This is a genomic window from Parafrankia irregularis (genome assembly GCF_001536285.1).
GTDB classification, from domain to species: Bacteria; Actinomycetota; Actinomycetes; order Frankiales; family Frankiaceae; genus Parafrankia; species Parafrankia irregularis.
The window spans coordinates 88945-115379 of the sequence record NZ_FAOZ01000021.1 but is presented as its reverse complement, the minus strand read 5'-3'; the positions used below and the strand labels follow the sequence as shown (position 1 = coordinate 115379).

The following is a 26435-nucleotide window of genomic DNA, read 5'->3' as shown; positions in this document are numbered from 1 at the left end:
TCGGCCGGGTGACGTCGGCGTTGTCGACCTTCACGTCAGCGTTGTTGTGGACCTTGTTGTAAGGCCGGTTCCAGGATCCCTTTGCCCCGGGGCGCCTGAGGACTTGTTACGGTTTGTCGGATGTCCCGGGAGGAAGGCCGCACCGCGCCCCCTGCCGTCGTGTTGCGGGCACCCTGCTGCGGAGCGTGCCCGGGGCTATACCTTCATCTTCTTACGTCGGCCGGGAGGTAAGATCCGTGCTTCCGGTCGAACTATTTACGTTCGGTAAACGGACTGACCTGCTGTGGCTGCGGGTCCGGTGCGCTGCTGCTCGTGGGGGTGGATTCCGTGCCGTCTGACGAGCGGTACGACCACGGGGCGCGACCGGTCGGTGGCCCGCGTCCCGCGTCGGCTCGGGACCTGCCCGTTGCCGCCGACGACAGTGCGTCCGCGGGCCGGGTGCCACGCGGCGGTGGTTCCGCCGGTGGGCGGCCCTCGGTGGACCGGTCATCCAGCGGGTCGCGTCGCGGTAACGAGTCGCCGCGCCGGGCCTCGGCCCGTGAGAACAAACGCTCGGATGCCGGGTTCGACCCTGATCTGCTGGCCGCCCGGGGTGGTTCGGCACGGCGACGGCCACGGACCTCGCCGGTCGCCCCCTATCCCCCCGATGCCCCCGGTGGCGACGGCACCGCGGGCCGGGCTGGCACCGAAGCGGATCGACAGGTCTCCGACGACCGTCGGAGGGCAGACGATCGCCGGAACGGGAATGACAGACGTCGTGCCGGTGGCCTGGTTGGCCAGGCAGACGGGTTTCAGTCTGGCGAGGTCGCCGCGGACGGACCTGACCGGTCCGACCGGCGACGTGGCGCCTCCGACCGGCGTCTGCGCGCCGACCGGCGGACCGGGGACGAGCGGTCTGCGGGCGCCGAAGGGCGGGCAGCCCGTCCGCGGCCGGTGGACCGCGAGACACGGCCGGTGGACCGCCTGCCGGCCCGCGGCGCGGACCGCGCCGTCGGCCCCGACACGGGCACCCAGCGCCTTGTTCGTGGTGAGCTGCCACGGCCGTTCCGCGGTGAGCAGGGCTCGGTCTCCCAGCCGGATCCGGGCCGCGAGGAGTCCGGCCGAGCGACCATGATCATGCCGCCTGTGCGGTCGAATCCCACGCCGGAAGCCAGGCCCGCCGCCGACACGTCGAAGGCGACCGGACGTCGGCGCGGCACAGATTCGGCCCGGGGCGGAAGGACGGCCGACGATTCGCTGGACGGGATCCTTCCCGTGGCCTCTTCCGCCGAGCGTGGCGGTGACCGGGGCCAGGAGGCTCGCGCCGGAGCGTTCGCCGAGCCGGCTGCCGACCAGACCCTGCCGAACCGGATCACCGACTGGATCATCGAACACTGGGGTGCGAGGTCGGGAAATCATCCCTACATTCCCGTGGTTCTGGTCGTCGTCGCGGTGGTACTCGCCCTCGTCGCCTGGATTCTGGGCCCCGCCCAGCACAAGCAGGAAAACGTCTCGGCCTCCAATCTGACGGCGCAGACACAGACGCAGACGCCTGCCCCTGCGGCGGAGTCGGTGGCTCCCTCGGCGCCAGGTGCCGCTCCGGGCACCGCCCCGACCGGAACCGCTGTCGCGGCGCCCGCCACCGGGCCGGTGGCGCGGGCGGCGACGGACGGACTCTTCCCGAGCGGTCTGGCCGCGCACACGATGGCCGAGGTCAACGCCTGGGCGCAGTTCCGGGATCGCCCGGTGGACGTCGTTGTCACCTACACCGACCGCGCCGACTGGGACGACGTTGTGAACCCCTGGATGGGGCGTGTGTTCGCCTCATATCCCGGCACACTCGTGATCAGCGTTCCGCTCTTTCCGGATGTGGGCAACATGACCTCCTGCGCCGCCGGCGACTACAACGCCAAATGGCGCCAGTTCGGCCGGTGGCTGGTGAACCAGGGCCGAGGTGACTCGTTCGTCCGGCTCGGGTGGGAGTTCAACGGCAAATGGTTCGGCTGGTACGCCGGCACGAATCCCACGGCCTACGTGAAGTGCTTCCAGAACGCCTCGTCGTCGATCAAATCGGCGGCCCCGGCGGCGCGCATCGACTGGAACCTCAACGCGCACGGCCCGGACTACGACGCCTACAGCGTCTACCCGGGTAACAGCTACGTCGACGTGATCGGCATCGACAGCTACGACCAGTACCCTCCCAGCCACACGGTCAAGGACTTCACCGACCAGTGCAACGCATACCAGGGTCTGTGCGACGTCATCCGCTTCGCGCAGCAGCACAGCAAGCTCTTCTCGGTGCCCGAGTGGGGTGTTGTGGCCCTGAACACCGTTGCCGGCGGGCGCGGAGCCGCGGGTGGTGACAACCCGCTTTATATCCAGCAGATGTACTCGGTTTTCCAGCAGTACGCCGGTTCGCTCGCGTATGAGGCCTACTTCAACGAAGGCGACAGCGGGGATGTCCACTCGTCGCTGGTCAACCCCAACATGCATCCGGCCTCGGCGTCCATGTACAACAGCCTCTGGTAGCGCCGACAGCCGCTGGTAGTGCCAATGCGGCCGGTGGCGTCCAGCTCGCCGGCCGCTGGAGCCGGGGCTCCGGGCGGCTCAGGTCGCGCCGGAGGAACGCTCCGCGTCGTCGTGCAGCCCGCCGACGAAGGCTTCCGCCACCTGCACCTGCTGGCGCAGTGTGATCAGTTTCTCCTCGGCGAGCGCCACCCAGGTCGCGAGCCTCGCCTGCAGCTCGGCCCGCTGCTGGGCGGGCAGATCCGGCTGCGCGAGCTCGTCTCGCAGGACCAGCAGCGAGCGCATCTCCTCCAGGGTGAAGCCGAGCGGCTTCATCTTCTTGATCAGGAGGAGACGGTCGACGGCATCCTTGTCGTAGAGGCGGAAACCCCCCACGGTGCGGCCGACCGGGAGGAGGAGGCCGGCTTCCTCGTAGTACCGCACGGTGCGCAGCGACAGCCCGACTCGCTCGGCGACATCCCCGATCTGGTGGACGTCGCGACGCCGCGTGGTGGACAAGTCGACCCTTACGTCAGTATTTGCGGCCGGTGGCAAACCGGGCGTCAGATGACTGTACGTCCATCCGTGGTTCGGCGCCCGCAACTCGCCCGAGCACCCTGCCGTAAGCTGGTCGTAACGATCCCGCTGCCCGGGATGCAGGTCGGTGTCGGTGTCGTCCGGAGGGCGCCTCAGATCTGGGTACAGGTGTCTGGGTAACAGGTTCCGGAGTTCGGGGGCCCGGTGCGTGGGGTGGCCAGGTCCCTTCGGCCGCGGTCACGCCGGCCGGGTTGTCACACCGGCCGGGTTGTCGGTGGCCGCCGGGTCGCACCCCCGTGACGGTGGCCCTTGTCCCGTCTCCCGCCCGGAGAGGCGGTTGTCGCCCGCGGCGGCAATATCGCCCGGCGGGGGGCTGTTGTAGCAGTCAGCGTGTGCCAGGCCGCACTGAGCCGCGGTCGCACGGATTGTCGCTCGGCGACCCGGTCCGCTGGCACCGGATTCGTTGAGACTGGAAATCGACTCACTCCGAGAGGCACGGGACGGATCACATGACCCTCGCGCCGCTGCTTGACGCGCTGGTAGCCCGCCCTGGTGGCGACCCGGCGCTGACCCGCGCGCTGGCCTCGCTGGACGAGCCCGTGCTGGACCTGGCGGGTCCCGCCGCGCTGCGGCCGTTCGCCGCCGCGGCGCTCGCCGGCGCCGGCCGCACCGTGCTGGTGGTGACCGCCACGGAGCGGGAGGCCGACGACCTGACCGAGGCGTTGGGGAGCCTGCTCGGCGCGGGGCGGGTGGCCGTGTATCCGAGCTGGGAGACGCTGCCGCACGAGCGGCTCTCCCCCCGCGCCGACACCGTCGGGCGCCGACTGGCCGTGCTGCGGCGGCTCGCGCATCCGGGGGTGGACGGGGCCGAGCCCCTGGCGGTCGTCGTCGCGCCGATCCGCTCAGTGCTGCAGCCGCAGGTCGCCCGGCTCGGCGACCTCGCGCCGGTGGCGTTGGCGAAGGGCGACAGCGCGGACCTGGAAGAGGTGACCGCCCGTCTGGTGGGCATCGCCTACCACCGGGTCGACCTCGTGGAGCGGCGTGGCGAGATCGCCGTCCGCGGTGGCATCCTCGACGTCTTCCCGCCCACCGAGGAACATCCGCTGCGAATCGAGTTCTTCGGGGACGAGGTGGAGGACATCCGCCACTTCTCCGTCGCCGACCAGCGCGCGCTGCCCGAGCAGAACGGCGCGTCCGAGCAGAAGGGTGCGCCCGAGCAGAAGGGTGCCCCCGGGCAGGGCGGTGCCGGGCCGAGGCCGGCGCCGCTGCTGTTCGCCCCGCCGTGCCGGGAGCTGCTCCTCACCGACGACGTCCGGGCCCGGGCCGCCGCGCTCGCGCAGGAGCATCCGCAGCTCGTCGACATGCTCGACAAGATCGCGCAGGGCATCCCGGTCGAGGGCATGGAGGCGCTCTCCCCGGTCCTGGTCGACGAGATGACCCTGCTGCTGGACGAGCTCCCGCAGGGCTCCCGGGTCCTCGTCTGCGACCCGGAGCGGGTGCGGAGCAGAGCCACCGAACTGGTGCGTACCAGCCAGGAGTTCCTGGACGCCTCCTGGAGCGTCGCGGCGCTTGGCGGCGGGGCGCCCATCGACCTCGGCGCGGCCACCTACCGGTCGGTCGCCGAGGCCCGCGAGCGCGCGGGCGAGCTGGGCATTCCCTGGTGGTCGGTCAGCCCGTTCGCCTCGGAGGCGGCCGGCGACGACGACATCTACGGCGACGACACGGTCGTCGCCAGCCTGCGTCCCGCGCCGACCTACCTCGGGGACACCGCCCGGGCCACCGCGGACATCAAGGGCTGGCTGGCCGACTCGTGGCGGGTGCTGCTCGTGACCGAGGGGCACGGGCCGGCCCAGCGGCTCGTCGAGATGATGCGGGAAGCCGATCTCGGTGCCCGCCTCGCCGCCGACGGCGAGGTCGTCCCCGGTGTGGCCATCGTGACGCAGGCCCAGCTCGGCCAGGGCTTCGTCAGCCCGACGCTGCGCCTCGCCGTGCTCACCGAGACCGACCTGGCCGGCGCCCGCGGCGTCACCACCAAGGACATGCGGCGGATGCCGAGCCGCCGCCGCAAGGGCATCGACCCGCTCGCGCTGACCGCCGGCGACCTGGTCGTGCACGACGCCCACGGGGTCGGCCGCTACGTCGAGATGGTCACCCGCACGGTCGCCGGGGCGAAGCGCGAGTACCTGCTGCTGGAGTACGCCCGCGGCGACCGGCTCTACGTCCCCACCGACCAGCTTGAGCAGGTCAGCCGCTACGTCGGCGGTGAGGGCCCGAGCCTGGACCGCATCGGCGGCGCGGACTGGGCCAAGCGCAAGACCCGGGCCCGCAAGGCGGTCAAGGAGATCGCCGGCGAGCTGATCCGCCTCTACAGCGCCCGGATGGCGGCGCCTGGCCACGCGTTCGGCCCCGACACGCCCTGGCAGCGTGAGCTGGAGGACGCCTTCCCGTTCCGGGAGACCCCCGACCAGCTCTCGGCCATCGACGAGGTCAAGGCCGACATGGAGAAGCCCGTCCCGATGGACCGGGTGATCTGCGGCGACGTCGGCTACGGCAAGACCGAGATCGCGGTGCGGGCGGCCTTCAAGGCGGTGGGGGACGGCAAGCAGGTCGCCGTCCTCGTCCCGACCACGCTGCTCGTCCAGCAGCACTACCAGACCTTCGCCGAGCGGTACGCCCCGTTCCCGGTCGTGGTCAAGGCGATGAGCCGGTTCAACTCCGCCGCCGAGCAGCGGGCGGTGCTCGACGGCCTCGCGAACGGCACGGTGGACGTCGTCATCGGCACCCATCGCCTGTTCTCCAGCGAGACGAAGTTCTCCGACCTCGGCCTGGTGATCGTCGACGAGGAGCAGCGGTTCGGGGTCGAGCACAAGGAGCACCTGAAGAAGATGCGGACCGCGGTCGACGTGCTCACCATGAGCGCGACGCCGATCCCGCGAACCCTGGAGATGTCGATCACCGGCATCCGGGAGCTCTCGACCATCGACACCCCGCCGGAGGAGCGCCATCCGGTGCTCACCTCGGTCGCCGCCTACGACCCGAGCCAGGTGGGGGCGGCGATCCGCCGGGAGCTGCTGCGCGAGGGGCAGGTCTTCTACATCCACAACCGGGTCGAGAGCATCGACCGGGCCGCCGCGCGGCTGCGTGAGCTGATCCCCGAGGCCCGCGTCGCCACCGCCCACGGCCAGATGAACGAGGACACCCTCGAAGGCGTGATGGTCTCCTTCTGGGAGAAGAAGTTCGACGTCCTGGTCTGCACCACGATCGTCGAGTCGGGCCTGGACATCTCGAACGCGAACACGCTGATCGTCGAGCGGGCCGACAACTTCGGGCTCTCCCAGCTGCACCAGCTGCGCGGCCGGGTCGGCCGTGGCCGCGAGCGGGCCTACGCCTACTTCCTCTACCCGCCGGACCGGCCGCTGTCGGAGACCGCGCACGACCGGCTCGCGACCATCGCGCAGCACAACGACCTCGGCGCCGGCATGGCGGTGGCGATGAAGGACCTGGAGATCCGCGGCGCGGGCAACCTGCTCGGCGGCGAGCAGTCGGGGCACATCGCCTCGGTCGGCTTCGACCTGTACGTCCGGATGGTCGGGGAGGCCGTCGCCGAGTACAAGGGCGAGGTCGAGGAGCCGATCGAGGTCAAGGTCGAGCTGCCCGTCGACGCGAACCTGCCGCACGACTACGTGCCCAGCGAGCGGCTGCGGCTCGACGCCTACCGCCGGCTCGCCGCAGCTGTCACCGCGGCGGACATCGACGAGGTCCGCGGCGAGCTGACGGACCGGTTCGGCCCGCTGCCCGAGCCGGTGGAGAACCTGCTGGCGGTCGCCTCCCTGCGGGTGCTCGCCCGCCGGTACGGCGTCAACGAGATCACCGTCGCGGGGCGCCAGATCCGGATCGCCCCGCTGGAGCTGCGGGAGAGCCAGACGCTGCGCCTGAACCGGCTCTACAAGGGCTCCGTCGTCAAGCCGGCGGTGAAGACGGTGCTGGTTCCGGCGCCGACCGAGACCGGCCGGATCGGATCCCGCCCGCTGCGCGACCGGGCCCTGCTGGCCTGGGTCGGCCAGCTGCTCGACGCCGTCGCCGGGGACTCGATCGCCGCGGCGGCCAGCCGGTAGGCCGCCGGGGCGTTTGTCCAGCTGGCTGTCCGAGTGGTCGTCCGGCGGTCGTCCGGGCGGCCGGGGGCAGCCGCATACACTTCTGGGCCGAGGAGCGGATACGGTCACTGCTGTGAAGTTTCCGCGTCTTCTGGCCGGGCTCGGGCTCGCCGTGCTCACCGGCCTCGCAGGTACCGCATGCACGTCCCACGCCGGTGCGGCGGCCCAGGTCGGGTCGAGCACGATCGAGACCTCGACCGTGCGCGGCATCGTCGACCGCGGCCTGGCCGCGGCCGAGACCGCCCAGACCGCGCAGACCCTCACCCGTACGGCGCTCCAGCGCCGCACGATCACCATGCTGGTGGACCTCAAGGTGCGTGAGTCCGCGGCGAAGAGCCTCGGGGTCACGGTGAGCGACCAGGACCTCAACGCCTTCTACCAGGCGAGCGCGGTGCTGGGCTACGGCGGCGTCAAGGAGTTCGAGACCAACGCCGCCGCGCTCGGCTACGCCAAGGAGGACCTCCTGACGGCGATGCGGGTCGGTGCGCTGGAGTTCGCCATCGCCGACAAGGTCGCGCCGACCACCCTCGCCTCACCGGACTACGCCCGCGCGCAGTACGACGGCCTCGTCCAGCAGTACGGCAAGCTGCCGCTGACCTACGAGGCGGCCCGGCCGTACCTGCAGCGGTTCCTGGCCTCCGACGAGCGCAACGCGAAGATCCAGCCGGTGCTGACCGACACCGCGAACCGGCTGGGCGTCTCGGTGAACCCCCGCTTCGGGGAATGGAACGCCAAGGAATCGGTCGTGGACGAGGCGCCGGGCACCATCGCCACCACGGAGGAGCCGGTCGCCTCGACGGCCGAGCTGACGCTGTAGGGCGCAGGCGTCCGACGTGAGCGCACACATCACGCTGGTCTCGACGAGTGCCCGGGTCGCGCCGGGCCTGCTCACGGCCGCGGCCTGGGATCTGCTCCGCTCGGCCGCGGTCTGGACGGCCTGCCCCGACCACCCGCAGGCTCCGGCGCTGAGCGAGGCCGGTGTCGAGGTGTCGGTGCTGGTCGCGGGCGAGACCGAGAGCTGGGCCGCCGGCCAGGCCGAGGCCCCGGCCGGCGGCGCCGGTCCCCTTGCCGGGCTGCTGGCCGCTGCCGGGACGTCCGGCCAGGTCGCGTGGCTGCTGGATCCGGTGTCGCCGAACACCGTCGACCGGGCCCTGCTCGCGGCCGTCGACTACACCGGGGTCGACCGGCTCGCCCGGGTCGACCAGCTCATCGCGACCCGCGAGCTGCCCGGATCGGCCCTGCTGGACGCGGTCGCCGTCATGGACCGGCTGCGCTCGCCCGGCGGATGCCCCTGGGACGCCGAACAGACCCACACCTCGCTGGCGCCCTACCTGCTGGAAGAGGCGTACGAGGCGTACCAGGCCATCGAGGACGGCGATCTCACCGAGCTCCGCGAGGAGCTGGGGGACGTCCTGATGCAGGTGCTCTTCCACGCGCGGGTGGCGGCTGAGGCCGGTCCGGGCGGCTGGGACGTCGACGATGTCGCGGCCGGGCTGTCCGCCAAGCTGATCCGGCGCCATCCCCATGTCTTCGCCGACGTCGCCGTCTCCGGCGCGGACGAGGTCGTCACCAACTGGGACGCGATCAAGGCGACGGAGAAGAACCGGAAGTCGGTGACGGAGGGGGTGCCCCTGTCCGCGCCCGCGCTGTCCCTGACGGCCAAGCTGCTGCGGCGGGCGGGCAAGCTGGGCCTCCCGCTCGACCTGGCCCTTCCCGCTGTTTCGCCAGCTCCGGGAGCATCGGCTGCCCCGGAGGTCACGGAGGCCCCGGTGGCCGCACCCGGTTCGGCGGGGCTCACCGCGCTCGTCGCCGAGCTGGCACGGGGCCTCGACGCCGATCCGGGCACGGGACCTGCCGTCGCCGAGCGGTCGGTCGGCGACCTCCTGTTCGTCGCCGTGGCGTTGGCGGCCGCTCTCGACGTCGACGCCGAATCCGCGCTGCGCGGGCGTGCCCGGTCGTTTCGGGACAACCTGGCCCGGGCGGAACACGCGGCGCTGGAACGCGGTGTCGAGCCGCGCGGGCTGGACGCGGCTGGCTGGAGCGCGCTGTGGCGATCGGCGGCCACCTCGCCGATGACGGCCTCCGCGCCGACGGCGACCACGGAGCCTTCCGCCGGCGGATCCTGAACGACCTTTCGTACGAGGGATCCTGAACGCTCCGGCCGCGGGAGATCCCCGGTTCGCAGGCGTCGCACTAGCCTCGAACCATGGTTGGAACGCCCAGGCAGGCAGTGGCCGATATCCAGCGCTTCGCGCGGCGGCGCGCCGCCCCGATCATTCTTGAGCTCGACCTGACCTCCGACCTGGTGGAAGGCGTGCCCGCGGACCCTCTGACCGCCGCGGTCGCCCACCGGCGGCCGACCCTGCGCGAGGTGGTCGACGGGCTGCGCCGCGCCGCGCGGGACGACCGGGCGAAGGTGCTCGTCGCCCACATCGCGGCTGGCGGGATGCCGCTGTCCCGGGTGCAGGAGGTCCGCGACGCGGTCGCCGAGTTCCGCGCCTCCGGCGGGGTCACCTTCGCCTACGCCGACACCTTCGGCGAGTTCGGTGGCGGCACGGTGGCCTACTACCTGGCGTGCGCGTTCGACGAGATCTGGCTCGCGCCGCCCGGAGACCTGGGCCTGACCGGCGTCGCGATGGAGACCCCCTTCCTGCGGGAGGCGCTGGACCGGCTCGGGGTGAGTGTCGAGATCGGCCAGCGCCACGAGTACAAGAACGCGGTCAACACGCTGGTGGAGCGGGACTTCACCCCGGCGCACCGCGAGGCGCTCGGGCGGATCGTCGACTCGTGCGCCGAGCAGGTGGTGGCGGAGGTCTCGGCACGTCGAGGGCTGTCGCCGGACCAGGTCAGAAGAATGATCGATGACGCCCCGATGTCCGGGCGGGCCGCGTTGGAGGCGGGCCTGGTCGACCGGATCGGCTACCGGGACGAGGCCTATGACCAGGTGCGCACGCGGGCGCGTGAGCTCGCCGGGACGTCCGGCGTCGGATCCGATGCCGACGGTGACGGCGGCGTCGAACCGACGTTGATGTACGTCTGGGCGTACCGGCGTGCCGAGGTGCGCCGGGAGGCCTCCCCGGTGCGCAGGGCCCGGGGCCTTGCCGCGGCTCTTCCGGTGCCGGTGCTGCCGGGGCAGTCCGGTGGTGATCGGGCGCGGCGGCGGTCGGGCACCGGTCCGGCCGCGGCGACGGGGGCTGCGGCGACGCCGGCCGCGGCGGTGGAAAATGCGGCGGCGGTGGACGGCGGGGCGGGGGCGGCGGCCGGTGGTGATCCGAATGTGGTCCCACCGGAGATCGATCCGCGGACGTCGGTGGTCGCACTCGTACACGGCACCGGCCCGGTGGTGCTGGGGTCCGCGGCGCTGCCGTTCGGGGGGCCGGTCCTCGCGGCGGACGCGGTCACGGCGGCCTTCCGGGCGGCGGCCCGGGACTCCTCCGTGGCTGCCGCGGTCTTCCGCGTTGACAGCCCAGGCGGTTCGTATGTGGCCTCGGATGTGGTCCGTCGAGAGATCGAACGGTTTCGTGCCACCGGGCGTCCAGTGATCGTCTCGATGGGTGCCGTCGCGGCTTCCGGTGGCTACTTCGTCGCACTCGGCGGTGATCTGATCGTTGCCAACCCGGGGACGCTGACCGGTTCCATCGGAGTTTTCGGTGGCAAGCAGGTCGTCCGTGACCTGCTCGGCAAGGTCGGGATCGGCTTCGGTGCGGTCGCCGCCGGCGAGAACGCGCTCATGATGTCCCCGCGGCAGTCGTTCACCGAGGCCGAGCGGGCGAAGCTGGAGGAGTTCCTCGACCGGGTGTACGCCGACTTTGTGGCCAAGGTCGCACAGGCCCGGCGGATGTCCCACGCCGAGGCACACGAGCTGGCCCGCGGGCGGGTCTGGACGGGCGCCGACGCCCATCGCCACGGCCTCGTCGACGAGCTGGGTGGGCTGGCCCACGCGATCGACCTGGCCTGGGCGCGGGCCGGCCTGCCGGCCGAGGAGACCCCGCGGGTGCGGCTCACCCCGAAACCGTCGGTGCTGGACCGGCTGCGCACCCCGAAGTCCAGCGAGGAGCCGGGCGCGGCGGCCGCCCGAACCGCGGCGAGCCTCGGGCTCCCCGGCATCCGGGGAGTTCTCGGTGCTCTCACCGCGTTCGACGCGCTCGGAGGGCTCGGCGCGTTCGCAGGGCTCGGCGCGGTCGGTGGCGCCCATGGTGGTCTGTCAGTGGGCTCCGACGGGTTCGCCGGCGGCTGGGGCGCGCTCGCGCCGCTCGCGGCGCGGGCGGGGCTGCCCGTCCACGGGCCCCTGCTGATGCCCCCCGTGGGGCGGCTCCGCTAGCTCCGACGGAACGAGCAGGAAGATCCGGGAATCTTCGTCGACCCGGCGCGTGTGACGAGGCCCAGGCTCCGAGTTGCCGCTGCTGCCAGGCAAGGCCTGGGGATTCTGGTCGTTCCAGGGACCGCAGCGGAATCCCGAGACGCGGCGGATCAGGGGCACCGGCATGGGCTTGGCGGTGCCGCGCTCCCGGAGGGCGAACCCCACCCGCACGGCACTCATCGAGGATCCCGCACCTCCCGCGCGGCGCCCGCGAATTCGACCATAAGCGGGGCAAAAGGGGCGAAGAGTCGCCTGGCGAGTCGCAAGAAAGAAGGATTTCGGTCGTCGGGACGACCAAAATCGTTCACTCTTGCGACTCGCCAAACTGGGTCGCCGGGTCGCCGGGCTCTCGGGCTGTCGTGCACTCGGAGGTCCGGCCGCGTTCGTGGAGTGCGAACCGCCCCGTCCACCGACCAGCGATCTCGACCCGCGCCAATCCGGGAGAGCCTCTGGAACGACGAAGATCCGCAGATCCTCAAGCCGCGGCTTCGGGACCGCCGCCGAATTCTCCGCACACGTCGAGCTCTGGTCAGGCCTGAGCCACCCCCCATCGGGGCTGCCCACCAAGGTGATGTGTGCGACGCCGAGCGGTTTCCTGACGCGGCCGACCGGCGACGGACACAGCGTCCGCGTCAGCGTGGCGCGACCGGGAGGCGACGCGCCGACGCGCCGCGGCGGTAGTCTCGCACCGACCGGTTCGTCCGGACGGCGTCGCTCGTCCCCGGGCGCTCCGCAACCAGCAGTCTCCGCAACCAGCAGTCTCCGCAAAGATTCAGTGCCGCAAAGTTTCAGTGCCGCAAGCAGGATCCGTCCCGCGCCGGTGCCCCGGTAGCGTCCCATCGAAAGGTGTGCTCGTGCCGTCCATCGAGGCTGTCGGAGCTCGCGAGATTCTCGACTCGCGAGGCAATCCCACCGTCGAGGTCGAGGTCGTTCTGGAGGACGGCACGCCCGGTAGGGCCGCTGTCCCCAGCGGAGCCAGCACCGGCGCCTTCGAGGCCGTCGAGCTGCGCGACGGGGGCGACCGGTACGGCGGCAAGGGCGTCACGAAGGCGGTCGACGCCGTCATCTCCCGGATCGGTCCGGCGATCATCGAGATGGAGGCCACCGAGCAGCGGCTGCTCGACGCGCGCCTCATCGAGCTGGACGGGACGCCCGACAAGTCCCAGCTGGGCGCGAACGCGATCCTGGGTGTGAGCCTGGCCGTCGCCAGGGCCGCCGCGGCCGCGAGCGGGCTGCCGCTCTTCCGCTACATCGGCGGGCCCAACGCCCACCTGCTGCCCGTGCCGATGATGAACATCCTCAACGGTGGCGCGCATGCCGACACCAACGTCGACATCCAGGAGTTCATGATCGCGCCGATCGGCGCCGGCACCTTCGCGGAGTCGCTGCGCTGGGGCGCGGAGATCTACCAGGCGCTCAAGAGCGTGCTGAAGGTCAGGGGCCTGGCGACCGGCGTCGGTGACGAGGGTGGTTTCGCGCCGAGCCTGCCGACGAACCGGGAGGCGCTCGACCTGATCGCCGAGGCCGTCGACAAGGCGGGCTTCAGCCTGGGTGACGACATCGCGCTGGCGCTCGACGTCGCGTCGACGGAGTTCTTCGAGAAGGGCTCCTACACCTTCGAAGGCACCGGCCGGTCGGCCGACCAGATGATCGACTACTACGCGGATCTGGTCGACTCGTACCCGATCGTGTCCATCGAGGACCCGCTCGCCGAGGACGACTGGGCCGGCTGGGCGAGCATCACCACCCGGCTGGGCTCGCGGGTACAGCTCGTCGGCGACGACCTGTTCGTCACCAACCCGCAGCGCCTCGCCCGCGGCATCGCCGAGGGCGCGGCCAACGCGCTGCTGGTGAAGGTGAACCAGATCGGCACCCTGACGGAGACGTTGGACGCTGTCAGCCTGGCCCACCGCAACGGCTACCGCTGCATGATGTCGCACCGCTCCGGCGAGACCGAGGACACCACGATCGCCGACCTCGCGGTAGCGGTCGACTGCGGCCAGATCAAGACGGGTGCTCCCGCACGCAGCGAGCGGGTGGCGAAGTACAACCAGCTGCTGCGGATCGAGGAGGAGCTCGACGACGCGGCACGGTACGCGGGCGCCGGCGCGTTCCCGCGGCGGGCGACGACCGCCCGCTGAGCCGAATGCCCTTCCGGCGGAGGGCGCTGACGACAAGGGCCACCCTGCTGGCCATCGTCATCTGCGTCCTGGTCCTGACCCTGGCCTACCCACTGCGGCTGTACCTGCAGCAGCAGGCGAAGATCTCCGAGCTGACGCGCACGAACGCACAGCGCCAGACGAGGGTCGACGACCTGCGTGAGGAGGTCGCGCGCTACAACGATCCGGAATGGGTGAAGGACGAGGCGCGCCGCCGGTTGCACTACGTCCTGCCCGGAGAGAAGACGTACCTGATGCAGACGAGCCCCCAGCCGACACCGGAGCCCGCCGCGGGCGCCGATGGCGGCGGGGGCGGCCAGTCCTGGTACAACCAGCTCTGGTCGCAGCTCGCCGAGCCGGCTACGCCGACCCCGGCGGCGCAGCGGTGAGCGGCTCACCGGGAAGTGACACGGCGGGAAACGGCGCGGCGTCGGGGTCGGCTCCGGCCGCGGGGCTCGGGGCCGAGACCGAGATCGTGCACCGTCAGCTCGGGCGGGTGCCACGTGCGGTGCTCGGTGTGGCCCACCGCTGCACGTGCGGGCTGCCAGACGTCCTCGAGACGGCGCCGCGCCTCGAGGACGGAACGCCCTTCCCGACCCTGTTCTACCTGACCTGTCCGCGTGCCGCGGCGGCGATCTCCCGGCTGGAAAGCTCCGGTGTCATGCGGGAGATGACCGCCCGGCTGGCCACCGACCCGGACCTCGCGCGCGCCTACAGCGCCGCGCACCGCGACTACCTGGCCCGCCGCGATGCCCACGGCCCGCTCGTGGGGAACCCGAGCGCCGGTGGGATGCCGGACCGGGTCAAATGCCTGCATGTGCTGGTCGCGCACAGCCTGGCCGTCGGACCCGGTGTCAATCCGTTCGGTGACGAGGCTCTCGCTGCACTGGCTGACTGGGGGGCCCGCGGGCCCTGTGTCGACCTCGAGCGCGCATCCTGTGCGGAGGAACCTGCGAGCTCGCCCGGTGGTGCGGCGGGCGGTGGCCAGGGACGAAAGGGGACCGCCGGATGAGTCGCGTCGCAGCGATCGACTGTGGCACCAACTCCATCCGCCTGCTGGTGGCGGAGGTCGACGAACAGTCCGGGGGTTCCGGGGGGCGGCTGCGCGAGCTCACCCGCAGGATGGAGATCGTCCGTCTCGGAGCCGGCGTCGACCGGACCGGTGAACTGGCGCCGGACGCGCTGGCCAGGACTTTCGCCGCGCTGCGCGACTACGCGGACGAGATCGACCGGCTGGGCGCGACGCGGGTCCGCATGGTCGCGACCAGCGCCACGCGGGATGCCCGCAACCGTGCTGAGCTGGTAACCGGCGTCCGGTCGATCCTCGGGGTCGATCCGGAGGTGATCACCGGTGGCGAGGAGGCGGCGCTTTCCTTCACCGGCGCGATCGGGGACCTCGACGCCGTCGACACACCGATCCTGCTCGCCGACATCGGCGGTGGTTCCACCGAGCTGGTGCTGGGTGACGCGAGCGGGGTACGCGAGTCCATCTCGGTGAACGTGGGCTGCGTCCGGATGGCCGAGCGCCACCTGCACGACGACCCACCGACCCCCGCACAGGTCGCCGCGATCGTCGCGGACGTGAACGCGGCTTTCGACGTCGCCGAGCGGGTCGTGCCGATCACCAGCGCGGCCACCCTCGTCGGTGTGGCGGGCACGGTGACCACGGTCGCGGCGCTCGCGGCCGAGCTGCCGGCCTACGACGCCGATCGCATCCACCTGATGGTCACCTCGGCGGCGGACGTGGCGGCCGTGACGGAACGCCTGGTCGCGATGACCCATGCCGAGCGGGCGGTGCTGCCCGTGATGCACCCGGGTCGGGTCGACGTCATCGCGGCAGGTGCGCTGGTGCTGCGGACGCTCCTGGAGCGGTCCGGTACCTCCGCCGTGATCGCGAGCGAGCGGGACATTCTGGACGGCATCGCGCTTTCTCTCGGTGGCGTGGTCGAGTCGGGCGCACGGTGACCGGTCCCAGCCGGCAGGCTGGGACCATGGCCATCGACGCCGGACCGGACGACCGGGCGGCTGGTACGGGTGCCGGACCGGCCGCCCCGGGGGCGGGGTGGCCGAACGACCCCGCCACGGCGGCCACGCCGGTGGCCGACACGGCGGCCGGCGTCGTCGAGCTCGCGGCGGCGGCGGCGGACTGCGCCGAGCTCGACGCCCGGGTCTCGGTCTGCCGCGCCTGTCCCCGACTGGTGCAGTGGCGGGAGGAGGTCGCCGCGGTCAGGCGGGCGGCGTTCGCGGACCAGCAGTACTGGGGCCGGCCGGTGCCCTCGTTCGGTCCGCCCGACGCGCGGCTGCTGATCGTGGGGCTGGCGCCGGCCGCGCACGGCGGGAACCGCACCGGTCGGATCTTCACCGGTGACCGCAGTGGCGACTGGCTGTTCGCCGCGCTGCACCGGGCGGGCCTGGCTCGGCAGCCGACCTCGGTCGCGGTGGGAGACGGCCAGGAGATGATCGACAGCAGGGTGGTGGCCGCGGTCCGCTGCGCGCCGCCGGCGAACAAGCCGACCCCGGACGAACGGAACACCTGTCGCCCCTGGCTGGTTCGGGACCTGCAACTCCTGCGACCGACGCTGCGGTCGATCGTGGTGCTCGGCGGATTCGCCTGGACCGCGCTGTGGCCGGCGCTGCGCGCGGCCGGCTACCCTCTTCCACCTCGCCGGACGCCCTTCGGCCACGGTGCGACCGTGAACCTGGCCGAGTTGCGGATCTTCGGGTGCTACCACCCCAGCCAGCAGAACACCTTCACCGGCAGAGTGACCGCTCCGATGCTCGACGTGGTCTTCGCGCGAGCGATGGAGCACATCGCCGGTGTTCGCGCCGCTCCCTGAAATCACAGCGGCGGGTATGGTTTCGTGCCGCGCTGAGCTGTGTCCGACCATCGGGGACCTCGCTGTGGGCTTCCCGGTGTCACGGGAATCGTCCGATCATTTGTCGGTTGCCGGTACCTTCCTGCCGTGCGAAACAGTGGGGCAGATCACTTTTCGCGGTGTCGCGCGGCGCGAAACGACGGCGACCTCGCCTCGCGGGGCCCGGGGTGCCCGCGGTCACGGCTGCACTTTCGCAACGACGCTTCTCCTGCCGCAGAGCGGAATTCTCTCCGTGGGTAGATCGAGTCACGATCGATCCGATTGTTGTGACAGATAACAGCAGATGAACTCGCGGGGGTCGCCCGTGCGGCCCGATGGTCTCGGGCGCCGGGCCGCGCGTCCTTCCGGCCGGCAGCCCGGGCGGAAGGCGTTGCTGCTCCGTTGCTCGTTCGTTCACAGCCGCCGGGTTTCAGTCGGGTGCGGCGGGGGAGCATGCCGCCGAGCGGACGGCCTCGAGCGGGCGGCAGGCGTGTCGCGGTGTCGCGGTGATTCTTCGGGGCCGCGCCCGCGGGGAACGGTGCGGCGTATCGGCGCGGGGCTTTCGAGTGGAATTTCCAGCCTGATTCCGCAGCCCCGCCGGAGGTATCCGTCAGGAGTTCTGGTCGGTGCCGGAAGACCTGGCGGAACAAATGTAATGCGAGCTGACCGCCGTCTTCGTTCCGGCCGCGCCACCGCAGTGGAAATCGGGGTTTCAGCGTGCCGCGGATCGCTGCCCCAGAACACGCGTAATGTGGGTGGCGGCGGGTGTTGGACGGCCATGGTGGGCTGTCCTGCCGATTTCTGGTCGGGGCCGGTTGCGCTTTCCGTGCGATCGGCGGGACGCAGTGGCGGACACTGCGCCGTTGCGACCCGTCAGGCCGCATGGCTGCCGCGGCATGGTTCGTGACGTTCCGTGTCTGCCGCCGCCGCTGCCCGGTCAGCGAGGCGCCGCCGCGTCCGGCCGGACCGCCGCCGCTGCGCGGTACCGCCACCCCGCCTCGGCAGGCCGACCGCCTGGCTGGCCCGACGGTTGCCGGGGCTGCTGCCGAGGGCGGCCCAGGGCCGACGGGTGCTGCCCGTGGGCGGCTGCCGCCGGTGCGGCGTCGACGGATCCGGGCCGGCAGGCAGGCCGCGGCACCCGTGATGTTGTCCTGGCGACATTGCGTGAGGCGGACGTCGGGCGCTTCGGACTCTTCGGTATTCTTGATCTTGCCTTCGCTGGCGATCGGCTATAGGTGATCAAGGCCGGTCCCCCTGACGCGTCCCGGTGGCGGATCCTTCCGGATCCGAACCGGGATGTGACCCCTTGCCGTGGGATGGCGGTGCACGTGCCTTGGTCGTCACCAGGAGTCACGAATTCGTCCAGGTCGGCCGGTCCGGGCGACTTTTCCTGCGATGCGTTATTCCCAGACCCTACGTAGCGTGGTAGAAACATCAGCGATGTGCACGAGCCGGTGTATCCCAACAGGTAGAGGAGGCTGTCCTAAAAACAGCTCGAGTGTCGGTTCGACTCCGACCACCGGCACCTTTCAATGTCGACCGGCCGCCTCGTATTGCCCCTGAGGTCGGCGGTCGAACGGGCACGGGCAGTGTCCGGGAGACCTTTGTCTGAACAGCGAAGCTCTGGATCTGGATTGCGGTCGAGCTGATCTCGCCGAGCTGATCTCTCGGCCGGCTTGGCCGCGTCCTCTTCTGCCCCTTATGTCTAGTCCGGCTCCGCTGCCCGGCGGCACCTCTTCTGGATTGCTCGCCGCAGCACGGATGTCACCCATTGCCGCAAGCGCGGAACCCGGCCGGCCCTCGCGGGCGTTGTACTGTGTGATCGTCGCGTGGCGACCTGCCCGCGCGGGCAGGCTGGGGAGGTCCAAGCCGATGGCAGAGCTACGTTCGTCCAACCCGGCGTTCACCCGAACAGGGTTCGGGCAGGGCCGCCCACCGGCGCCTCCGGAGGGCTCCTGGCAGCCTGGCGGGTGGCCACCGGCGCCCGGCCAGCCCGGCTACCCACCGCCGGCTCCCGTGCGGGAGAGGCTGACCTACGACGACGTGATCATGCACACGCTCGGCGTGTTCGCGGTCATGTTGGTCCTCGCGGGCCTCGGCTGGTACGTCGCACCCGACTCGTCGGGCCTCGCGATCGGTGCCTTCGTCGCCGCCCTTGCCCTGAGCTTCGTGATCTCCATGCGGGAGCGGGTCAGCCCGCCGCTGGTGGTCGTGTTCGCCGGGCTGGAGGGTCTGGCCGTCGGCATCGTCTCGCGGTACTACGAGACGGCCTTCTCCGGAATCGTCCTGCAGGCTCTGCTCGGCACGGCGTTGGTGTTCGTCGTCATGCTGGTCGCCTACCGCAGCCGCCGTCTGCGGGCCACCCCGAGGATGGCCAGGATCGTCACGGGCACCCTGCTCGCCGTCGTGCTGCTGGGGCTTGTCGATCTCGGCATCCGGCTCTTCACCGGCAGCCACCTTCCCGTGATCAACGACCCGTCGCCGCTGGGCATCCTGTTCAGCATCGTGGTGCTGGCGGTGGCCAGCCTGCAGTTCATCCTCGACTTCGACTGCATCGAGCGGGCCGTCGCCAGCGGTGCGCCGCGCGAGGAGGCCTGGCGGGCGGCCTTCGGCCTTCTCGTCGGCTTCGTGTGGGTGTACCTGGAGCTGCTGCGGCTGCTCTCCAAGCTCCGTCAGTAGCGACACCAGCGGGGGTCGACACCGGCGGGGAGCAGCGCGCAGGTGCGGGACGGACCGGCGGGGAGACGTCCGCGGCTGACGGCAGGGCGGGCCGCGGGCGTCTCGGCCATCACCCGGAGCGTTGCGGGCCGGCCGCGGTGGGCGTCACCCTGATCACACAGCGCTGCTCCCGCTCCATCGCGGCGCGGTAGTCCGCCCAGTCCGGGTGCTCACCGGAGATCTGCCGGTAGTAGGAGACCAGAGCGTCGTGGGCCTCGGGCAGCCGGATGATCTGCGCGGTGCCGCCGATCTGTACCCATGGCCCGAAGAAACCATCGGCCAGGACGCAGAGGTGGACCCGGGGATCGCGTTCGATGTTCGCCGTCTTCAGCGCCGTTGTCCGGGTGCTGATCACCAGCGCCCCGTCGGTGTCGACACCGACGAGGACCGGGGACAGCTGGGGAGTGCCGTCGCGGCGGGTCGTGGCCAGCACGGCACGGTGATGATCGCGGATGAAGGCACGGGCGGCGTCAAGGTCCACCGGATCATTCTCGCTTCAGACCTGGATCGCGTGCCTACGCAGGTCTGCCTCGTGCACCACGGCGGCCGCGTACCGGTGCGGCACGCCGTGGATGTCCCTCAACCAGCCCACGCGTTCCGAGAAGCGCAGCAGACCCGGCCCTTCGTTGAGGCAGGCCAGCCAGTGCCGGAGATCATGGCCGGTGGCCTTGGGCATGCGGTCGATGAGACCCCGGTGTGTCTGCGGGGAGCGGTACAGCGGGGAGCGATACAGCGACATGCGCGCCTCCAGAGGACTTGCGGTGTGTCAGCGGTACATGTGCCGAGCGTGCGCCTCGCCGTTCGCTCGGGCAAGACGTGGCGAGTGCCTCGGCAGGTATCCTGCTCGGATGTCGGATTCGCTCCGCGAGGTCAACCGGCAGGCCAGCCTCCTGGTCTCCAGGGCGCGGGGCTGGACGGGTTCCGCCTGGGATGTGCGGATCACCAGCGGTGAGACGAGAGCCGACCGGCTCCGTTCCCTGATCGACGAGCTCGCGCTGCTCGGCCGGCAGGCGGGCAGCGGCGCGCCTCCCGGGGCCCGCCCACCCCGCGTCGCTGACCATGCGCTGCCCGATCAGCTGATTGTGCTGGTGGACGACTTCCTGGCCGCCGCGGCGGCGCCGACGGCGGTTCCGGGCCCGGCCGGGCCCGGACAGGGTGTTCTGGAGCTGACCGCACGGGCGCTCGCGGTGGTGACCGCGGCCAGGGGCGATCTTGATGGGCCCGGCTTCGGGTTCCGCCCGAGCTGACCGGATCGCCGGCCGGCCGGCCGACCGACCGACCGGCCGGAAGAGTCAGTGCAGGTGCCACTCCTGGGTCAGGGTCTGAAGCACCGGAGCGGCGGCCAGGCGGGCTCCGTCGAGTGTCAGGTGCACCCCGTCTCTGGTGCGGATGAGCACGGAACGCCCGCTGCTGTCGGTCAGGTAGTCGGTGTACTGGCCGGCGTTGGACAGCGTCGGGCGAAGGTCCAGGAAGCGTGCACCGGGAACCCGTTCGGCGGCGGCCTGGGTCGCCTCGTTCATGCGGGCGAAATAGCCGTTGAGGGTGCCGGACCGGGCTGGCGGCAGGCTCAGCCAGAAGACGCGCCTGTTGCCGCCGTCGGACCAGATCCGCATCAGGACGATCGCCCGGCGGCGGTACTCGGCCGCCCACTCGTCCGAGCCCGCGGGCAGGATCGTGCCGTCGGGCTGGGTGATGCCCTGGCCGTCGTTGCCACCCATGATCACGACGATCGCCTCCGGGTTGCGCCCGGTGATCTGGAGCCGGGCGTGGGTCGCCCAGTCGAAGAAGTCCGGTCGTACCAGCCCGGTGCCGAAGCGGGTGTCGGTCTCGGCGTGGATCGTCGCCGGCTCGGTGTTGGCGATGGTCGGGCCCAGCGACTCGGTCAGCGAATCGCCCGTGACCAGGACCCGCAGCGGATCGGTCGCGGTCGGCGTCCGCAGTGGCGCCGCCGCGACGACGTTCTCCCGGCGCCGGGGAGCCTGCTCCTGGCCGCCGGTCGCCCCCGGCTCGGCCAGCGCGGCGGCTGAGGCGAGCTCCGAACTGTCCGCCTTCGCGCCGGTCGGGTCGGGGTGCCCGAACGCGGTCGTCAGAAGCCGGTCGGGCTGGTTGAGCCTGAGCGTGGCGGTGATCCGGTCCAGCGGGCGGGCGACTCCGAGAACGAGCTCTCGGGTGGTGCCCGGGGGCATCCCCTCGCCGGCGTGCACCATCGCCGCGGACCGCAGCACGGCAAGCAGCCCGAGGCACGCGGCCACCAGCAGCAGCGCTCGGCGTGCGGACATGGTGGGCACCGATGGCGCCGACGGCACCGATGGCACCGACGGCCCGGGCCCGGCCGCCGGCGGTTCAGCGGCCGGCGGTCGTGGCGCCGCCGGGCCCGCGGTGACCGGACTGGCCGGAGGTCGGCTGGCGGTCGCCGGGGCTCCGTGTGCCGCCGGGGTTGCCGACGCCGCCTGGGTAGCCGAGGCCGCCGGTGTCGCGGTGGCCGGTGCGCTGTTGGTGCGAGGGGCGGTCGCTCCTGGGCCGGGTGGGGTGGGTGCCGTCCGATCCGGGTTTCGGCGTGGGGCAGGCGCGGATGGCGTCGAGGCCGTCGGCTCGTCGCGCTGCGTCATGAGCACTCCCCGCGATCAACGGCATATGTATTCGGATGCTTACCTTAAGTGATGATCGCTGGTTCTGCCGCTTGGCCCACGCTCCGTCCGGGGGCTTGGAAAGGAGCTCTCGAAGGCCATGGCGGTAGCCCCGGTCTGAACTCGGGCACGCGGAAACGGGTGGGAAGTCCGCCAGCTGACCTTCTGGTATCCGGCGGGCGAAAAGGCTTCGCTCGCTGGTCACATGCGAGACGCCCGCCGGTTGTGACGGTGCGCAAATCTTGGCCGACCCGCACTCCTCGGATCACACTTTCTCGGGCAAGGAGCCCCATGGTCGACCTCGATCGTCGCCGGTTTGTGACCCTGGCCGGTGGCGCCGCCGCACTGACCGCGCTCGACCAGAGCATCGCGCGCGCCGCCGCGATCCCCGCGAATCGCCGGACCGGGACCATCCGGGACGTCGAGCACGTCGTCGTCCTCATGCAGGAGAACCGCTCCTTCGACCACTACTTCGGCGCGCTGCGCGGCGTCCGGGGCTTCGGTGACCCGCATCCGGCCATCCTTCCCAGCGGCAAGGAGGTCTGGAGCCAGCCGAACGGCACCGGTGACCTCCTGCCGTTCCACCCTGACGCCGCCGACCTCGGCGCGGCCTTCCTCACCGGGCTTCCGCACAGCTGGACCGACGGCCAGAAGGCGCTCAACAAGGGCGTCTACGACCAGTGGGTGCCGGCCAAGGGCACCGCCACCATGGCCTACCTCCAGCGGCAGGACGCGTCCTTCCACTACGCCCTGGCGGATGCCTTCACGGTCTGCGACGCCTACTACTGCTCGTTCATCGGCAACACCGACCCCAACCGCTACTACATGTGGTCGGGCTGGACGGGTAACGACGGCAAGGGCGGCGGGCCCGTCCTCTACAACGACGAGCTCGGCTACGACTGGAAGACGTACCCGGAGCGGCTCGAGGCCGCGGGCGTCAGCTGGAAGATCTACCAGGACGAGGGAACCGGGCTTGACGACGCCGGTTCCTGGGGCTGGACCAGCGATCCGTACATCGGCAACTACGGCGACAACTCGCTGCTCTACTTCAACAGCTACCGCAACGCGGTGCCGGGCGACGCGCTGTACGAGAAGGCTCGCCGGGGCACGAAGAACCGGGATGGCCAGGACTACTTCGAGCTGCTTCGCGCCGACGTCGCGAAGAACCAGCTGCCGAGCGTCAGCTGGGTCGTCGCACCCGAGACGTTCAGCGAGCACTCGAACTGGCCGACGAACTACGGCGCCTGGTACATCGCCAAGGTTCTCGACGCGCTGACCGCCAACCCGGAGGTGTGGAGCAGGACCGTCCTGCTCGTCACCTACGACGAGAACGACGGCTTCTTCGACCACCTTGTCCCGCCGCATGTCAACAACCCACTGATCCCGGGTGCGAGCACAGTCCGGACGGACAACGAGTTCTACACCGGACCGCTCGGTGACGGCCATTACGGGCTCGGGCCCCGGGTGCCGTTCTTCGCGGTCTCGCCGTGGAGCGTCGGTGGCTGGGTCTCCTCGGAGACCTTCGACCACACCTCGATCATCCAGTTCCTGGAGAAGCGCTTCCGGATCAAGGAGCCCAACATCACGCCGTGGCGGCGGGCGGTGTGCGGCGACCTCACCTCGGCGTTCGACTTCTCCCGTGATGCCCGTAACCCCCGGCTGCCCGACACCACCGCGTGGGCGCCGGCCGACCGGCTGCGCCACCCCACCTACCGCCCGACCGTGCCCGCGGTGGGCCAGATGCCGAAGCAGGAGTCCGGCACCCGGCCGGCCCGCCCGACGCCGTACTACCTCGAGGCCACGGAGAAGAGCACGGCGAAGAAGCCGGCGATCTCCGTCGAGCTCGACAACCGCGGGTCGCTCGGTGCGCACTTCCAGGCCAGGCTGCTCGCCCCCGTCGGCGCGCCGCACAGCTACACCGTCGGCGCCGGGGACCGTCTGCGCGCGGAGTGGCCGGTCAGTGGCGACTACGACATCCACCTGCATGGCCCGAACGGATTCTTCCGGCGGTACGCCGGCACGGCCGGGTCGGACACCGTCACCGTCACCGTGGCGCGTTCGGGACGCTCGAAGACGCTGCAGCTGTCCATCGACGCGCCGAAGGGCGTCAACGTCGAGGTGGCGAGCGCCTACCAGGGCCGGGTTTCCCAGGCGAAGGGCAACGTGAAGATCACGATTGACACCCGTGGCAGTGGCGGCTGGTACGACCTGACCGTCACCGTGCCGGGCACCGCCTGGGTGCGCGGGTTCGCGGGGCACCTGGAGGACGGCTCGTCCTCGATCAGCGACCCGCAGCTGGGCCACTGACCTCAGGAGCGCCGGGCCATCCTCACGATGGCCCGGCGCCGCTCCGGGTAAGGCCGGCACCCGCCCGGTAGCCCGGTTTGGCGAGCCGCAAGAGTGAGCGATTTTGGTCGTTCCGACGACCAAAATCCTCCTTCCTTGCGGCCATCAGGGCGGCCATCAGGCGCCCATTTGTCCCTCTTGAGGTGAATTGCCGGAACTGCGTGGCGATGCTGCGGCGCGTTGAGTCGCGGACGCTCAGAACCGGAAGTAGATGAACGGGGCGACGTCCTGCTGGCCGACGAAGGCGTAGATCACCAGCAGGAAGGTGACCACCAGGATGATCTGGGTGCCGAGGCGTCGGGCGGCGAACAGGCCCTGGGCGCGCACCCACCACCAGCTGGGCACCGCGGCGGCGCCCAACCCCGCCGCGATCGCGACCAGCACGGTCGTCGTCACCAGGGGAGAGGGCCCGCCGGCGGTGAACAGCCGGCCGAAGATCTCGGCCGCGGTACCGAGGTCGGGGGACCGGAACAGGACCCAGGCCGCGCAGACGAAGTGAAAGACGAGGATCCGTCCGAGCCAGACCCGGGGGAGGTTCGTCGGGCCGCGCATCGGGGTCGTCGCCGCGATCGGCTGGGCCGCCGTCGCGAGCACGGCCGCCCCTGCGGCCAGCCCGGGTTCGCGGGGACCGGTCGGGGCGATGCCTGTTCCCGGTAGCTCCTCCCGCGACGGCGTCGGCGCGGGCAGGGGGTGTGACGCCGCAAAGCCGGGTTCTGCCAGCTCGGGCTGTTTGGGCCGCGGCAACACCACCGTTCCGCCAGCGCCGCCTGTTCCGCCGGCACCGGCTGTTCCGCCAGCGCGGTGCCTGGGCCCGGTGGCCCCGGTGGGCCCGCGCCCGGGACGTCCGCCCGGTCCGCCGCGGTGCGCGCGCCAGGCGCGCTCGCCGGCGAGGACGCCGCCGTGCAGCGCGCCCCAGATGACGAACGTCCACGCCGCGCCGTGCCACAGACCGCCGAGAACCATGGTGATCATCAGGTTGAGGTAGGTCCGGCGGCGCCCCCGGCGGTTGCCGCCGAGTGGCAGGTAGACGTAGTCGCGCAGCCAGCGGGACAGGGTCATGTGCCAGCGGCGCCAGAAGTCCTGCAGGCTGACGGCCGCGTAGGGGCGGTCGAAGTTGTCGGGGAACCGGAAGCCCAGCAGCAGGGCCACGCCGATCGCGATGTCGGAGTACGCGGAGAAGTCGCAGTAGATCTGCACGGCGTACCCGTAGACGGCCACCGCGATCTCGCCGGACGAATGCTGGCCCGGGGCGTCGAAGACCGGGTCCACGATCCGGGTGGCCAGCAGGTCGGCCAGGACGACCTTCTTCACCAGGCCGCCGCCGATGAGGAAGATCGACCGGGTCACCTGGACCTGGCTCGGGTCGCGTGGGGTGGCGAGCTGGGGGGTGAACTCGCTCGCGCGCACGATTGGCCCGGCGACCAGGTGGGGGAAGAAGGCCTCGTACACGGCGAAGTCGATCAGCGAGACGGGCCGGATGTCGCCGCGCCAGACGTCGATCACGTAGGAGAGGGCCTGGAACGTGAAGAAGGAGATGCCGATGGGCAGCGCCACCTGCAGCAGCGGCAGCGGCGCCGGCAGGCCGATGTCCTGCAGGGCCCGGTCCACGGACAGCGCGAAGAAGCCGTAGTACTTGAACCAGCCCAGCAGTCCGAGATCGCAGACGATCGCGGCGATCAGGATCCGTCGGTCGCGCCAGCGCCCGATCGCCACGGCGGCGAGCTGGTTGATCAGCGTCGAGGAAATGATCAACAGGACGAAGCGGGCGTCCGCATAGGAATAGAAGAAGTACGAGGCGGCCAGGATGAACGGTTTCCACAGTGCCGGAACCGGCATGAGCAGCCAGGAGACGGCCATGACGATCACCAGGAACGCGGCGAACTCGATCGTAGGAAATACCACGCGTAACCGTCCGGCGTCTGCTACGGAGAGGAAAAGATTCACTACAGAACGTAGTTGAAGTGCGGCGGATGCGCCGCTCGACGGGCCTGGACACACGCGGGTGGGCTGGTACCGCACCAGATGGCCGGGACGAACCCGGCCAGGCCCCGCGCCGGCGGACGTACACCGCCGCCTGTGCACACCGCCGCCTGTGCACACCTCCGCCCGTGCGCACCGCCGCCTGTGCGACGGTGAGCTGGAACCGAATGCGTAGCCGTGTACTGACGAACGGGTGGGACTGTCGCTACCGTCCC

Annotated in this window: 18 protein-coding genes and 1 tRNA gene; 14 read left to right on the top strand and 5 right to left on the bottom strand. The window is 71.3% G+C overall.

Annotation, left to right across the window (positions count from 1 at the left end):
* Positions 1 to 954: 954 nt before the first annotated feature.
* Entirely contained in the window at positions 955 to 2508 is a 1554-nt protein-coding gene (locus tag AWX74_RS26045; RefSeq protein ID WP_131799536.1) for a glycoside hydrolase family 26 protein, read from the top strand.
* A gap of 78 nt (positions 2509 to 2586) precedes the next feature.
* On the opposite strand, the gene AWX74_RS26040 is transcribed toward AWX74_RS26045, so the two are convergent.
* Positions 2587 to 3003, bottom strand: a complete 417-nt coding sequence (locus tag AWX74_RS26040; RefSeq protein ID WP_054565249.1) for a MerR family transcriptional regulator — start codon at positions 3001 to 3003, stop codon at positions 2587 to 2589.
* A gap of 527 nt (positions 3004 to 3530) precedes the next feature.
* On the opposite strand from AWX74_RS26040, the gene mfd reads away from it, so the two are divergent.
* From mfd to AWX74_RS25985, 11 genes are all read left to right on the top strand, one after another.
* Positions 3531 to 7136, top strand: coding sequence for a transcription-repair coupling factor (gene mfd / locus AWX74_RS26035; protein ID WP_091282251.1), 3606 nt, complete (start codon positions 3531 to 3533; stop codon positions 7134 to 7136).
* A gap of 112 nt (positions 7137 to 7248) precedes the next feature.
* On the top strand, positions 7249 to 7992 hold the full coding sequence (locus AWX74_RS26030) for a hypothetical protein (protein WP_054565247.1): 744 nt from the start codon (positions 7249 to 7251) through the stop codon (positions 7990 to 7992).
* Between the two features lie 16 nt (positions 7993 to 8008).
* On the top strand, positions 8009 to 9301 hold the full coding sequence (locus AWX74_RS26025) for a nucleoside triphosphate pyrophosphohydrolase (protein ID WP_091282248.1): 1293 nt from the start codon (positions 8009 to 8011) through the stop codon (positions 9299 to 9301).
* An 80-nt stretch (positions 9302 to 9381) separates the two neighbouring features.
* A complete protein-coding gene (gene sppA, locus AWX74_RS26020) occupies positions 9382 to 11496 on the top strand; it encodes a signal peptide peptidase SppA (protein WP_091282245.1) in 2115 nt (704 codons plus the stop codon).
* An 893-nt stretch (positions 11497 to 12389) separates the two neighbouring features.
* Complete coding sequence (eno, locus tag AWX74_RS26015) at positions 12390 to 13676, top strand: phosphopyruvate hydratase (protein WP_091282380.1); 1287 nt, start codon at positions 12390 to 12392, stop codon at positions 13674 to 13676.
* Positions 13677 to 13681: 5 nt separating this feature from the next.
* Positions 13682 to 14083 (top strand): FtsB family cell division protein, encoded by a 402-nt coding sequence (locus AWX74_RS26010; protein WP_091282241.1) that lies wholly within the window; start codon positions 13682 to 13684, stop codon positions 14081 to 14083.
* Positions 14080 to 14706, top strand: a complete 627-nt coding sequence (locus tag AWX74_RS26005; RefSeq protein WP_193209808.1) for a DUF501 domain-containing protein — start codon at positions 14080 to 14082, stop codon at positions 14704 to 14706. Before AWX74_RS26010 ends, AWX74_RS26005 begins: the two co-directional genes overlap by 4 nt.
* Entirely contained in the window at positions 14703 to 15659 is a 957-nt protein-coding gene (locus AWX74_RS26000; protein WP_091282238.1) for a Ppx/GppA phosphatase family protein, read from the top strand. The genes AWX74_RS26005 and AWX74_RS26000 overlap by 4 nt, the downstream gene beginning before the upstream one ends.
* 26 nt (positions 15660 to 15685) lie before the next feature.
* Positions 15686 to 16531: a uracil-DNA glycosylase gene (locus AWX74_RS25995; protein WP_091282377.1), complete on the top strand. Its 846-nt coding sequence runs from the start codon at positions 15686 to 15688 to the stop codon at positions 16529 to 16531.
* 1468 nt (positions 16532 to 17999) lie between these two features.
* Positions 18000 to 18074, top strand: a tRNA-Leu gene (locus AWX74_RS25990).
* A 347-nt stretch (positions 18075 to 18421) separates the two neighbouring features.
* Positions 18422 to 19228 (top strand): Bax inhibitor-1/YccA family protein, encoded by an 807-nt coding sequence (locus tag AWX74_RS25985; RefSeq protein WP_091282235.1) that lies wholly within the window; start codon positions 18422 to 18424, stop codon positions 19226 to 19228.
* 109 nt (positions 19229 to 19337) lie between these two features.
* Here the strand turns inward: AWX74_RS25985 and AWX74_RS25980 are convergent, their stop codons facing one another.
* Positions 19338 to 19748 carry a PPOX class F420-dependent oxidoreductase gene (locus AWX74_RS25980; protein ID WP_091282232.1) on the bottom strand — a complete coding sequence of 137 codons (411 nt, stop codon included), beginning with the start codon at positions 19746 to 19748 and terminating at the stop codon, positions 19338 to 19340.
* A gap of 15 nt (positions 19749 to 19763) precedes the next feature.
* Positions 19764 to 20006, bottom strand: a complete 243-nt coding sequence (locus AWX74_RS25975) for a DUF4287 domain-containing protein (RefSeq protein ID WP_054565239.1) — start codon at positions 20004 to 20006, stop codon at positions 19764 to 19766.
* Between the two features lie 109 nt (positions 20007 to 20115).
* Between AWX74_RS25975 and AWX74_RS25970 the strand changes: the two genes are divergently transcribed.
* A complete protein-coding gene (locus AWX74_RS25970; protein WP_054565238.1) occupies positions 20116 to 20514 on the top strand; it encodes a hypothetical protein in 399 nt (132 codons plus the stop codon).
* Positions 20515 to 20559: 45 nt separating this feature from the next.
* On the opposite strand, the gene AWX74_RS25965 is transcribed toward AWX74_RS25970, so the two are convergent.
* Positions 20560 to 21546: a DUF459 domain-containing protein gene (locus AWX74_RS25965; RefSeq protein WP_091282229.1), complete on the bottom strand. Its 987-nt coding sequence runs from the start codon at positions 21544 to 21546 to the stop codon at positions 20560 to 20562.
* Between the two features lie 639 nt (positions 21547 to 22185).
* On the opposite strand from AWX74_RS25965, the gene AWX74_RS25955 reads away from it, so the two are divergent.
* Positions 22186 to 24201 (top strand): phosphocholine-specific phospholipase C, encoded by a 2016-nt coding sequence (locus tag AWX74_RS25955; protein WP_091282223.1) that lies wholly within the window; start codon positions 22186 to 22188, stop codon positions 24199 to 24201.
* A gap of 234 nt (positions 24202 to 24435) precedes the next feature.
* Here the strand turns inward: AWX74_RS25955 and AWX74_RS25950 are convergent, their stop codons facing one another.
* Positions 24436 to 26142: an MBOAT family O-acyltransferase gene (locus AWX74_RS25950; RefSeq protein WP_091282219.1), complete on the bottom strand. Its 1707-nt coding sequence runs from the start codon at positions 26140 to 26142 to the stop codon at positions 24436 to 24438.
* Positions 26143 to 26435 lie beyond the last annotated feature (293 nt).

What these genes read in the sequence shown, in the direction of transcription:
- mfd (WP_091282251.1), top strand. Translation starts at nt 3,531, where the DNA reads ATGACCCTCGCGCCGCTGCTTGACGCGCTGGTAGCCCGCCCTGGTGGC.
- sppA (WP_091282245.1), top strand. Translation starts at nt 9,382, where the DNA reads ATGGTTGGAACGCCCAGGCAGGCAGTGGCCGATATCCAGCGCTTCGCG.
- AWX74_RS26010 (WP_091282241.1), top strand. Translation starts at nt 13,682, where the DNA reads ATGCCCTTCCGGCGGAGGGCGCTGACGACAAGGGCCACCCTGCTGGCC.
- AWX74_RS26000 (WP_091282238.1), top strand. Translation starts at nt 14,703, where the DNA reads ATGAGTCGCGTCGCAGCGATCGACTGTGGCACCAACTCCATCCGCCTG.
- AWX74_RS25995 (WP_091282377.1), top strand. Translation starts at nt 15,686, where the DNA reads ATGGCCATCGACGCCGGACCGGACGACCGGGCGGCTGGTACGGGTGCC.
- AWX74_RS25985 (WP_091282235.1), top strand. Translation starts at nt 18,422, where the DNA reads ATGGCAGAGCTACGTTCGTCCAACCCGGCGTTCACCCGAACAGGGTTC.
- AWX74_RS25975 (WP_054565239.1), bottom strand. Translation starts at nt 20,006, where the DNA reads ATGTCGCTGTATCGCTCCCCGCTGTACCGCTCCCCGCAGACACACCGG.
- AWX74_RS25970 (WP_054565238.1), top strand. Translation starts at nt 20,116, where the DNA reads ATGTCGGATTCGCTCCGCGAGGTCAACCGGCAGGCCAGCCTCCTGGTC.
- AWX74_RS25965 (WP_091282229.1), bottom strand. Translation starts at nt 21,546, where the DNA reads ATGTCCGCACGCCGAGCGCTGCTGCTGGTGGCCGCGTGCCTCGGGCTG.
- AWX74_RS25955 (WP_091282223.1), top strand. Translation starts at nt 22,186, where the DNA reads ATGGTCGACCTCGATCGTCGCCGGTTTGTGACCCTGGCCGGTGGCGCC.